Below are 11,064 nucleotides of genomic sequence, written 5' to 3'. Positions count from 1 at the left end.
TTCGGAGGGCGGCCGATGATAGTGATCGTGGACGAGCGCGACCTTGTGAAGGACGGCTACCACTCACTTTTCAACAGGGAAGGCGTTGCAAGCGTTGGCTTCGGCGCACGCGAGTTCGGCGAATGGGTCGAAAGCGCTGCGGACGATGACATCGGCGCGGTGCGCGCGGTTCTCCTTGGGGATTGCGACACGGAGATTGCCTCACCGGCGCGTATTCGCGACCGGACGAGCGCTCCGGTGATCGCCCTGTCGGAACATCCGTCGCTGGAAAATACGCTGAAGCTCTTCGAGGCCGGCGTCGACGACGTGGTGCGCAAGCCGATCCACATCCGTGAGATCCTGGCCCGCATCGCGGCGATCCGCCGCCGCGCGCAGGACGAGGCGACCTTCACCGACATCGGCCAGCTTCGCATCTTCCTCGACGGGCGCGATCCGCAATGTGCCGGCCAGCCGCTTCCGCTGCCGCGCCGCGAGCGCCGCATCCTCGAATACCTGGCGTGCAATTGCGGTCGCCGGGTCACCAAGACGCAGATCTTCAATGCGATCTACGGCGTCTTCGACGAGGACGTGGAAGAGAACGTCGTCGAAAGCCACATCTCCAAGCTTCGCAAGAAGCTGCGCGAGCGGCTGGGCGAGGACCCGATCGATTCCAAGCGGTTCCTCGGCTACCAGCTCGTCGTTTGAGATGAACACGATGCGCGAGACCAGCCTCACCGCCAGCCTCGCGCAAGTCATCCGGTTTAACCTGACCGAAGGCAGCTCGCGAACCTCGGGGAGACCGGAATGAGCCTTTACGGAATGATGCGCACGGGCGTGTCGGGTATGAATGCGCAGTCGAACCGTCTGGGCACTGTGGCGGACAACATCGCCAACTCCGGCACGATGGGCTACAAGCGCGCCTATACGGAATTCTCGGCGCTGATCCTGCCGGGCGAGAACGGCAGCTATTCGTCGGGCGCGGTCAAGACGACCGTGCGCAACTCGATCGCCGATCAGGGCCTCCTGCAGTTCACCTCGTCGACGACCGACATCGCGATCCAGGGCGACGGCTTCTTCCTCGTGCAGAACGGGGCCGGCGATCAGTTCATGACGCGCGCCGGCTCGTTCGTTCCCGATGCGCAGGGCCGCCTCGTCAACGCGGCCGGTTTCTATCTTCTCGGCACCACCAACATGGCCGCCGGCCTGACGCCCGACGATCTGGAGGTCATCTCGATCTCGTCGACCGGCCTCACCGCCTCGCCCTCCACCGAAGGCGCGTTCTCGCCGAACCTTCCGGCGCTCGCCAATGAGGTTCCCGCGGGTTCGCGTGCCAGCGACAACGTCGCCGGCGCACAGTTCAGCGGCAAGACCTCGATGACCGTCTACACCGGCCTCGGCGAGGAACGCATCATCGACCTCTATTTCACCAAGGTCGGTCCGAGCGAATGGGAAGTGGCGGCTTATGACGCCAGCACCGCCGACGCGACCACACGTGGCTTTCCCTACACCAGCGGCCCGCTGAACGACGTCACGCAGACGATCGGGTTCAGCACGGTCGACGGTGCCCTCCTCGACCCGGCCAATGCCAATGTCGAGTTCACCATTCCCAATGGCGGCCTCTTCAAACTGTCGCTTGCCGGCACCCAGTCGCTCGCAGCCGACTACACCGCCCGCGCACCTGCCGTGAACGGCAGCGGCACAGGCGGCTTCGACGAGATCTCGATCGACCTCAACGGCATGGTTTCCGCGCTGAACAAGAACGGCTCGGTCATCAACCTCTTCCGCATCCCGATCGCCACCGTCACCAGCCCCGACCGGCTGACGACGCTCCCCGGCAACGTCTACCAGTCCAACAACGGATCGGGCGGCATGACGATCGGCGTCGCGACCACCTCGAACTTCGGCGAAATCGTCTCGGGCGCCCTCGAAGGCTCCAATGTCGACATCGCCGAGGAACTGACGAGCATGATCGAATCGCAGCGCAACTACACGGCAAATTCGAAAGTCTTCCAGACGGGTGCAGACCTTCTGGACGTCCTGGTCAACCTGAAGCGTTAGGACCGGGCTTGGCGCCCGGCTGAAGTGGGAAATGTCACTATCGTCTGTCCTGAATACCGCGCAGTCGTCGCTGACCAACACGTCGCGACAGACGAACGTCGTTTCCCGCAACATCACCAACGCCTACAACACCGACTACACGCGGCGTCAGGCGGTGCTGGCCAGCACCGCCCCCGGCGCACGCGTCGTCTCCATCACCCGCGCGGCCGACGCCGCGCTGATGCGCCAGAACTCCGACGCGCTTTCGGTCTGGCACGCCCAGAACACGTTGATGACCGGCTTCGAAAGGCTGAGCCTTTCCGTCAATGGCGTCGACAACGCCACCTCGCCCGCCATGCGCATGGGCGAGTTGCAGACGGCGCTGCAGACCTACTCGGCCTCTCCCGGTGACCGCAGCCTGGCGGTCAACGTCGTCAATTCGGCCGGCGACATCGTGCGCGCGCTCAATGGCGGCACGCAGGCGATCCAGCAATTGCGCACCGACGCCGATGTCGAGATCAAGCAGTCCGTTGACAAGCTGAACTCGCTCCTCGCCGACCTCGAAAAGATAAACACCGACGTCATGACCGCTACCACGCTCGGTCGCGACGCCTCTGAATCGCTCGACCTGCGCGACGGCATCGTCAAGCAGATCTCCGAACTCGTTCCGGTCACCACGCAGCTTCGTGGCGACGGCGACATGGTCATCTTCACCCAAGACGGCGTCACGCTGTTCGAGACGGTGGCCCGCAAGGCGGCCTTCGAGGCCTCGCCGATGCTCCTTTCCGGGCAGAGCGGCAACCAGGTCTATATCGACGGCGTACCGCTCGCCGGCGGCCAGGGCGGCGACACCGATGCAGGCGGCTCGATCGCCGGCCTGCTACAGCTTCGCGACAGCGTTGCGACGCAGATGCAAACCCAGCTCGACGAGATGGCGCATGCCCTCGTTGAGGAGATGCGGCAGGCAACCGGCGACGACGGCCTTTTCACCTGGGCCACCGGGACGACGCCGGCCAACCAGGGCGCGTCGACCCTGGTCGTGAACACTGCCTACAAGGCTAACCCGCTCGCCATTCGCGATGGTACGACCGGCACCTTGAACCCTGACGCAAATGCCGGTTTCACCGCCGAAATCGAACGCCTGATGGACGCTTTCGACGCGAACCGCACCTTCAGCGCCGATGGCGGCATCGAAGGCGCAAAGACCCTTTCGACCTATGCCTCCGCGTCGATCTCATGGCTCGAGAACCTGCGGCAGCTCTCCTCGACGGCGGCCGAAAAGAAGAACGCCACGCTCGCTCGAACGTCCGAGGCCCTGTCCAACAAGTCCGGCGTCAATATCGACGACGAACTCGCCAAGCTGCTCGAACTCGAGCAGTCCTATGCGGCCTCGGCGAAGCTGATGCAGGTCGCCAACGACATGCTGTCCACACTGATGGCGACGGTTAGGTAGTCCCATGAAGGCGATGTCCGTTTCCTCCAACGCGATCAGCCAGGCGCTCCGCCTGCAGATGGCGCGCACGCAAGCCGAGATGATCAAGGCCGAAAAGGAAGTCGTCACCGGCCAGGTCGCCGATCGCGGCCTGCACCTTGGCGTGCGCACAGGCCAGTCCGTCTCGCTCGACCGCGACATCGCGCGGCTGGAAAACATCAAGGGCACCAACGCCATCGTCATGTCCCGCCTCGACGCCACGCAGAACGCGCTGGGCGAGACGCGCAAAGTTGCAGAGCAGATGATGGGCACGCTCGCGACGATGCTCAACGGCGCGCTGGATCCCGCCGTGCCGCGCACGCAGGCCCGCACCGTGATCGAAACCATGAACGCGGTGATCAATACCACGGTCAATGGCGACTACATCTTCGCCGGCACCAACACGGACGTGCGCCCGCTGGCCGACTTCTCCGACCCTGCTTCGACGGCGCGCGTCTCCTTCGAGGCGCTCGCAACTGCAAGCTTCCCCGGTCCCGGCCCGATCGACGGCGCGCAGATGGCAGCCTTCCTCGGCAACCTCGAGACGCAGATGCTCGGCGCCGGATGGGAGGCCGATTGGTCCGGTGCCACCGACGCGACCATCCAGAGCCGCATCGCGCTTGGCGAGACCGCACAGACTTCCGTTTCCGCCAATGAAGAAGGCCTGCGCAAACTGGCCATGGCATCGGCCATGATCTTGGGCCTGGTCGACCGCAACATGGATGCGGACGCAAAGCGCGTCATGACCGAAAAGGCCATCGAACTGACTTCCAGCGCGATCAGCGATGTGACGGCGGTGCAGTCCGAGGTCGGCCTCGTTCAAGGTCGCGTGACGCAGGCCACCGACCGCGTGTCGCTCCAGGTGGACCTGTTCAAGCGCACCCAGATCGACATGGTCGGCGTCGACGAGTTCGAGGCCGGCACGCGGCTGACATCGCTTCTGGCCCAGATCGAGACATCCTACACGCTCACGGCTCGCATACAGCAGCTCTCACTCCTGAAATTCATCTCCTGATGACACCGCTCAACGTCACAAGCATAGAAAGATCGGCCTGCTGATGTACCAATTCGCCTACGCTGACATTCAGACCGATTCCGTCGCGGATGCGCGCGACCGCGAAAAGCAGGTGCTGGCGCGGTCGATCGACCTTCTGGTCGAGGCGCGCGATGCCGGCGTGCGGTCGATGAAGTCGATCGAAGCGATCTATTTCATGAACCGCGTGTGGACCACGTTCATCGAAGATCTGGGCTCCGCGGAGAACGCGCTGCCCAAGGAACTGCGCGCCAACCTCATCTCCATCGGCCTGTGGCTCCTGCGCGAAGGCGAGGAAATCCGCCAGGGCCGCTCAGAGAATTTCGATGGCCTGATCGAGGTCTCCGAGATAATCCGGGACGGATTGCAATGAAGAACACTTTGAAGATCACGCTGAAACCCGGCGAGAAGATCTACGTCAACGGCGCGGTCATCTGCGCCGACCGAAAGGTATCCCTCGAATTCCTCAACGACGTGCAGTTCCTCCTCGAGAACCACGTCATGCAGCCGGAAGCCGCGCGCACGCCGCTTCGCCAGCTCTATTTCATCGTCCAGATCATGCTGATGAGCCCGCAGGAGGCCGAGGACGCGCGCGCCATGTTCCGCAAGTCGCTGCCTCGCCTCATCGACTCCTTCTCCTCCGCCACGATCAGGGCCGACCTGAAGCAGATCGACCAGCTCGTCGCCGAGGGCCAGGTTTACGATGCGATGAAGATGCTGCGCGCCCTGTTCCCGCTTGAGGACAAGATCCTGGGCGCGACGCCCCTTCCCTTCCGTTCCGCGCCCCAACCCCAATTGCTTGCCGGAGAATGACGCGATGAATGTTGCAGCCCTGACCAGCGCCAGCCAGGCAAGCCCAACCAGCGCCAAAAGCGCCGCCACCGTCGACTACGAATCCTTTCTGAAGCTTCTCGTCGCGCAGATGAAGAACCAGGACCCGACTGCGCCGATGGAGTCGACTGAGTACGTCGCCCAGCTCGCCACCTTCAGCCAGGTCGAGCAGCAGGTGCAGATGAACAAGAAGCTCGACGACATCCTCCAGGCGTCAGCCCTGTCGCAGGCGAGCGGACTGATCGGCCGCGAAGTCGTCAGCCACGACGGTTCGGTCACTGGCACGGTCAAGGAAATCAAGCTTTACTCCGACGGCGTCGTCGCCGTGCTGGAATCGGGTGGCCAGATCCCCATTCTGCCGGGCGTCACCATCCGCTGATCAGAACCGAACGCCATGAATGAAGCCGACGCGCTAGACATCGTCCAATATGCCATCTGGGTCGTGCTCGTCGCGTCGAGCCCGGCGGTCGTGGTCGGCATGGCCGTCGGCGTCGGCATCGCGCTCGTCCAGGCGTTGACCCAGGTCCAGGAAATCACCCTGACATTCGTCCCGAAGATCGTCGCGATCCTGCTGACCGTCGCGCTCACCGGTCCCTTCGTTGGCGCCCAGATCTCGAGTTTCTCCACGGTCATCTTCCAGCGCATCGAAAGCGGCTTCTGATACGGGCCGCACCGCTCCACACCTTTCGCGCAAGCTTCATCCTCTAGCGTCCTGTCATTCCGGCCGCACCGCGGCCGTATCAGGCATGGACGAACCATATGGCGATGAATGAAGCACTGGGCGCGGCTCCGATCCGCAACAATGGCCGCGACATTGGCTTTGCGCTCGGCATCATCGTCATTCTTGCCGTTCTGTTCTTGCCGATCCCGGCATTCCTCATCGATCTTGGTCTTGCCTTCTCCATCGCGGTTTCCGTCCTCGTTCTGATGGTGTCGCTCTGGATTCAGCGACCTCTCGAATTCTCCGCCTTTCCGACCGTCCTCCTGATCGTGACCATGCTGCGCCTGTCGCTCAACATCGCCACGACGCGCGTCATCCTCTCCCATGGCAACGAGGGCACGCACGCCGCGGGCCACGTCATCGGCGGCTTTGCCAATCTCGTCATGGCGGGCGACTTCGTCATCGGCCTGATCGTTTTCCTGATCCTGATCGTGGTGAACTTCATCGTGATCACCAAGGGCGCGACGCGTATCGCCGAGGTGGGCGCCCGCTTTACCCTCGACGCCATTCCAGGCAAGCAGATGTCCATCGACGCCGACCTTTCGGCCGGCCTGATTGACGAGAAGGAGGCGCAGCTTCGCCGCCGCGAGCTGGAAGAGGAATCCTCCTTTTTCGGCTCCATGGACGGTGCCTCGAAATTCGTGCGCGGCGACGCCATCGCCGGGCTGATCATCACGGCGATCAACATTGTCGGCGGCATCGCCATCGGCTATGCCCGCCACGACATGCAGATCGGCGAGGCGGCCGACGTCTTCGTCAAGCTGTCGGTCGGCGACGGTCTCGTCACCCAGATTCCCGCCCTGATCGTCTCCCTCGCCGCCGGCCTTCTCGTCTCGAAGGGCGGCACGCGCGGCTCCACCGACAAGGCCGTGTTCGGCCAGCTTGGCGCCTATCCGCGGGCGCTCTTCGTCGCCGCGATCCTGCTTCTGACGCTCGGCCTGATGCCCGGTCTGCCCTTCCTGCCCTTCGCCTTTCTCGGCGGTGCGCTCGCAACGCTTGCCTATGTCATCCCGCGTCAGCGCCAGCGCGACAAGGATGCGGCGCTCGCCGTGCAGCAGAAGGCGCAGGCTGACCGCGACGAGGAGGAGAAGCAGTCCGTCAAATCCTCGCTGCGCACCGCCGAAATCGAGCTTTTGATCGGCAAGCAGCTTTCGACCAAGCTACTGACCTCGCATCAGGAACTCGCCTTCCGCATGGGCAAGATGCGCAAGAAGTTCGCTTCGCAATACGGTTTCGTCGTGCCCGAGGTGAAACTGACGGACGACTTCTCGATCCCGCCAAAGAGCTACCAGATCAAGATCCACGGCACCGTCGTCGCCGAATACCAGATGCGCGTCGGCGAACTGATGGTTCTGGTCGGCAACGGCGCGCCCCCGCCGCTGCCTGGCGAGGAAGTGCGCGAACCGGCCTTCGGAATGCGCGCCTTCTCGGTGCCGGAAATGTTCGCCGAGGACGTCAAGCGCGAGAAACTGACCGGCGTCGACAACATGTCGGTTCTGCTGACCCACCTTTCGGAGGTTATTCGCAACAACCTGCCGCAGCTTCTTTCCTACAAGGACATGAAGGCGCTGCTCGACCGGCAGGACGCCGAATACAAGAAGCTCGCCGACGAGATCTGCACTTCGCACATCACCTATCCGGGCCTGCAGGCCGTTCTCAAGCTGCTGCTTGCCGAGCGCATCTCGATCCGCAATCTCCATCTCATCATCGAGGCCATCGCAGAGATCGCACCGCATGTCCGCCGCACCGAGCAGATCGTCGAGCATGTGCGTATCCGCATGGCGCAGCAGATTTGCGGTGATCTCGCCGAGGGTGGCGTTCTCAAGGTCATGCGTCTTGGCAACCGCTGGGACCTCGCCTTCCACCAGAGCCTCAAGCGCGACGCCAAGGGCGAGGTGCGCGAGTTCGACATCGACCCGCGCCAGCTCGAGGAGTTCGGCGACCAGGCGTCGAAGGCGATCCGCGAACAGATGGAAAAGGGCGAGCGCTTCGTCGTCGTCGCCGCGCCCGAGGCCCGTCCCTATGTCCGCATGATCATCGAGCGCCTGTTCTCCACCCTGCCCGTGCTCTCCCATGTCGAGATCGCGCGCGGCGTCGAGATCAAGGTGCTGGGCTCGGTCTCGTAGGCCTCGATGGACCTGCCGGCCTCCCTCGACGCCATCGTCATCGCCGCCTTCCTGGCCTTTTGCAGGATCGGCGCGTGCTTCATGCTGATGCCGGGCCTGTCGAGCATCCGCGTGCCGATGCAGATCAGGCTCTTCACCGCAGCCGCCGTCACCTTCGCGCTGCTCGCCCACCTTTGGGACTTTCTCGTCCCCTTCGTCTCCTCGCGGCCGGACGCGCTCTTGCTCCTGATCGTGTCGGAAGTGCTGATCGGCGCGCTGATCGGCCTTCTGGCCCGGCTCTACCTCCTTGCCGTGCAGTTCATCGGCGCGGCCATGGGCATGATGTCGGGCTTCAACGCCATGGGCGGCACCGCCATCGAAGAGCCGGACCCACAGGGTGCGCTGGGCGCGATCATCTCGCTGTCGGTCCTGCTCCTGCTCTTCGTCTTCAACTTCCACCACGAGATCATCCGGGCGCTGGTCGATTCCTACCAGGTCGCGCCGGTCGACACGCTCTACGACCCCGCCTCTGCCCTGGCCGACATGACCGACACGTTGTCGCAGGCCTTTCTTGTCATGCTGCGTCTCGGCTCGCCCTTCATCGCCTATGCGATCCTCGTGAACCTCGCCGTCGGCCTCATCAACAAGCTGACGCCGCAAATCCCGATCTACTTCGTCTCGCTGCCCTTCGTGCTTGCCGGCGGCCTGATCCTTGCCTGGTTCGCCATCGGCCCGTTCCTTTCGCTGGCGGTCGACGGCTTCCTCCCTTCCACGATTGCGAGATAGCCATGTCGCGCCGCACCGACCGCCTGGCCAACGTCCTCGTCCTGCAGGAAAAGCTGAAGCAACTTCACGAGACCCGTCAGGCCATGCACACGGCAAATGCCCGCTTCGCCGCGGAGGAGGCGGAAGACGTGGTCAAGGCGTTCAACGCCGAAGGCTCGCTGGCAAGCGTCTTTCCCGAGGTCTACCACGCCCGCGTGGCCTCGGCGACGGCGGCCAAGCAGCACCATCTGGCCAACGCCCATGTCGAGGGCCTGCGCGTTGCCAAGGCGTCGGCACGCGTCGACGTGGTCGCTCGCGAAGTCGGCATCTCGCGCCGTGCGGACGAGCGCGCCGCCGAGGAGCGCGACCGGACCGAAGCGCTCTCCCGACAGCCGGCAAAGCCGAAGTAAGGCTGCCACAAGCTTCCTGAACGATAGTCGTGATGCACCACATGGAGGATTTTCTTGGCCATCAGCCCGCCCGTCGACATCGTGCTGGACGTTGCCCGCGCCGCAACCGCCGATGACGTGGCGGCCGCGCGCGAGCGCCTTGCAGCCCGCGCCTCGACGAATGCGGCGCCTGGCTTCGAAGTCGCCGCGCCGGCCGCGCCCTTCCCGACAAAGGACGCTGACGCGACGCCGGAAGCCTTTCGCAAGTTCGAGGCGATGATGCTCCAAAGCTTCATCCAGTCGATGCTCCCCGAGGAAAGCGAGGCGGTCTTCGGCAAGGGGCTTGCAGGCGACATGTGGCGCTCGATGATGGCCGAAAAGATTGCCGGCGTCATGGCCGATAGCGGCGGCATCGGCGTCGCCGACCGCATCTTGAAGAATTACTACGGACGCGCCGAGGACCATGCCGCGCTCGACGCCGCCGGCCGCTCGCTGGTCACCCAATCGATCCTGCACGAGGCCCAGCGCATGGCGCTGCAGCCCGGCCGGGCTGATGCGGACACGAGCCTTTTCGACAGTTAAGCACTTTGCGATGAGTCAGGATTGCCAACGATGACCAGTTTTGCAGCACCCGTACTTTCCCCCGCGCCCCGCATGCGTCCCGGTTCCAAGCCGGCCGATCTCGGTACCATTCTGGCGCGCATTGAAGACGCGATCGAAACGGAGACCGCCGGTATCCGGACCGACATGAACTTCGACATCGCCGCGTCGAACGCGCGCAAGAGCCGCCATCTCTACGACCTGACCCGGGCGATCCGCGGTCAGGACGATGAGGCCCTCATCGCCTCGTTCCGGCCCCAGATCGAGCGCCTGCGCGACAAGCTCGCCGTCAATCAGGGCGCCATCGTCGCCCATCTCGAAGCGGTCACCGAAGTGGCCACGCTGGTCAAGACCGCCCTGCAGGACGCGGAGGCCGACGGCACCTATTCGCAGGCCGAATTCCCGGAAGCTAAGCGCAGATGATCAAGCTCGTAGCAGCCGCAATCTGGATCGCCGCCGCAACGGCGGGCTCCGTCTTCTACGCCTTCCAGCAGGCCGGCGAGGTCGAGGCGGCAGCGCCCGCCCCCGAAGCCGGAGCCTTCGGCGGTCTCGACTATGTCCGGCTCAATGTCGTCTCGGTGCCGCAGCTGAAGAACGGCGAGGTCGACGGCTACTTCCTTGCCCGTCTCGTCTTCACCGCCCCCGCCGAGCGCCTGAAGCAGCTCGTCCTCCCGGCCGACGCAATGCTGACCGACGCGGTCTATACCAAGCTTTACGCCGATCCTTCCCTCGATTTCTCGAACGTGGAGGCGCTCGACATCGACGCCTTCCGCGCCGGCTTGCGCGACGCGGTCAATGCGAAGATCGGCGAGGAACTGATTACGGAAGTCCTGATCGAACAGGTCGACTATCTGTCAAAGGCCGACATCCGCCGCGCAAGCTTCCGCGGCTGGGACAGCGCCACCGCCGCCGCTCAGGCCGAGCCGAAGAAGGCGGATGGCGGGCGTTGATGTGATGCCCGGACGGGGTTTTTCGAATTGACCCCCACCCTGTATCCCTCCCCACAAGGGGCAGGGAGCCGTCAGCGCATCGCGCTACCCTTCGGCTTGACACCAAGCTTGACGGTTAGCATCGACGCCGATGCTCTCCCTCCCCCCTGTGGGGAGCGATAAAGGGTGGGGGTCCCCTTCGCA

Annotated in this window: 14 protein-coding genes; all 14 read left to right on the top strand. The window is 64.1% G+C overall.

The features are described from left to right. Positions 1-15 precede the first annotated feature (15 nt). The 14 genes from GTK01_RS06195 (at position 16) to GTK01_RS06130 (ending at position 10,881) form a co-directional block, all read left to right on the top strand. The gene (locus tag GTK01_RS06195; RefSeq protein ID WP_252924987.1) at positions 16-684 is read left to right on the top strand and encodes a response regulator transcription factor; all 669 of its coding nucleotides are present in this window, start codon (positions 16-18) and stop codon (positions 682-684) included. A gap of 99 nt (positions 685-783) precedes the next feature. Continuing rightward, positions 784-2,037, top strand: coding sequence for a flagellar hook protein FlgE (locus GTK01_RS06190; RefSeq protein ID WP_252924986.1), 1,254 nt, complete (start codon positions 784-786; stop codon positions 2,035-2,037). A 31-nt stretch (positions 2,038-2,068) separates the two neighbouring features. Then, positions 2,069-3,469, top strand: a complete 1,401-nt coding sequence (flgK, locus tag GTK01_RS06185) for a flagellar hook-associated protein FlgK (RefSeq protein WP_252924985.1) — start codon at positions 2,069-2,071, stop codon at positions 3,467-3,469. Positions 3,470-3,473: 4 nt separating this feature from the next. After that, positions 3,474-4,502 carry a flagellar hook-associated family protein gene (locus tag GTK01_RS06180; protein WP_252924984.1) on the top strand — a complete coding sequence of 343 codons (1,029 nt, stop codon included), beginning with the start codon at positions 3,474-3,476 and terminating at the stop codon, positions 4,500-4,502. 43 nt (positions 4,503-4,545) lie between these two features. Next, entirely contained in the window at positions 4,546-4,893 is a 348-nt protein-coding gene (flaF, locus tag GTK01_RS06175) for a flagellar biosynthesis regulator FlaF (RefSeq protein WP_252924983.1), read from the top strand. Continuing rightward, a complete protein-coding gene (gene flbT, locus GTK01_RS06170) occupies positions 4,890-5,333 on the top strand; it encodes a flagellar biosynthesis repressor FlbT (protein WP_252924982.1) in 444 nt (147 codons plus the stop codon). Before flaF ends, flbT begins: the two co-directional genes overlap by 4 nt. A gap of 4 nt (positions 5,334-5,337) precedes the next feature. Continuing rightward, positions 5,338-5,730 carry a flagellar hook assembly protein FlgD gene (gene flgD / locus GTK01_RS06165; RefSeq protein WP_252924981.1) on the top strand — a complete coding sequence of 131 codons (393 nt, stop codon included), beginning with the start codon at positions 5,338-5,340 and terminating at the stop codon, positions 5,728-5,730. Positions 5,731-5,745: 15 nt separating this feature from the next. Further along, positions 5,746-6,012, top strand: a complete 267-nt coding sequence (fliQ, locus tag GTK01_RS06160) for a flagellar biosynthesis protein FliQ (protein WP_024587712.1) — start codon at positions 5,746-5,748, stop codon at positions 6,010-6,012. A gap of 98 nt (positions 6,013-6,110) precedes the next feature. Beyond that, positions 6,111-8,198 carry a flagellar biosynthesis protein FlhA gene (gene flhA, locus GTK01_RS06155; protein ID WP_252924980.1) on the top strand — a complete coding sequence of 696 codons (2,088 nt, stop codon included), beginning with the start codon at positions 6,111-6,113 and terminating at the stop codon, positions 8,196-8,198. Between the two features lie 6 nt (positions 8,199-8,204). Further along, on the top strand, positions 8,205-8,963 hold the full coding sequence (gene fliR / locus GTK01_RS06150; protein ID WP_252924979.1) for a flagellar biosynthetic protein FliR: 759 nt from the start codon (positions 8,205-8,207) through the stop codon (positions 8,961-8,963). Between the two features lie 2 nt (positions 8,964-8,965). Beyond that, positions 8,966-9,352: a hypothetical protein gene (locus GTK01_RS06145; protein ID WP_252924978.1), complete on the top strand. Its 387-nt coding sequence runs from the start codon at positions 8,966-8,968 to the stop codon at positions 9,350-9,352. 54 nt (positions 9,353-9,406) lie between these two features. Then, the gene (locus GTK01_RS06140) at positions 9,407-9,913 is read left to right on the top strand and encodes a rod-binding protein (RefSeq protein WP_252924977.1); all 507 of its coding nucleotides are present in this window, start codon (positions 9,407-9,409) and stop codon (positions 9,911-9,913) included. A 30-nt stretch (positions 9,914-9,943) separates the two neighbouring features. After that, positions 9,944-10,354, top strand: a complete 411-nt coding sequence (locus tag GTK01_RS06135) for a hypothetical protein (RefSeq protein ID WP_252924976.1) — start codon at positions 9,944-9,946, stop codon at positions 10,352-10,354. Then, complete coding sequence (locus GTK01_RS06130; protein ID WP_252924975.1) at positions 10,351-10,881, top strand: hypothetical protein; 531 nt, start codon at positions 10,351-10,353, stop codon at positions 10,879-10,881. The genes GTK01_RS06135 and GTK01_RS06130 overlap by 4 nt, the downstream gene beginning before the upstream one ends. Positions 10,882-11,064: the final 183 nt, after the last annotated feature.

Origin of the sequence: Aliihoeflea sp. 40Bstr573 (assembly GCF_024105655.1) — a bacterium.
Taxonomy (GTDB): domain Bacteria; phylum Pseudomonadota; class Alphaproteobacteria; order Rhizobiales; family Rhizobiaceae; genus Aliihoeflea.
The sequence above is the reverse complement of the archived record's forward strand: the minus strand, read 5'-3'. Positions and strand labels throughout refer to the sequence as shown.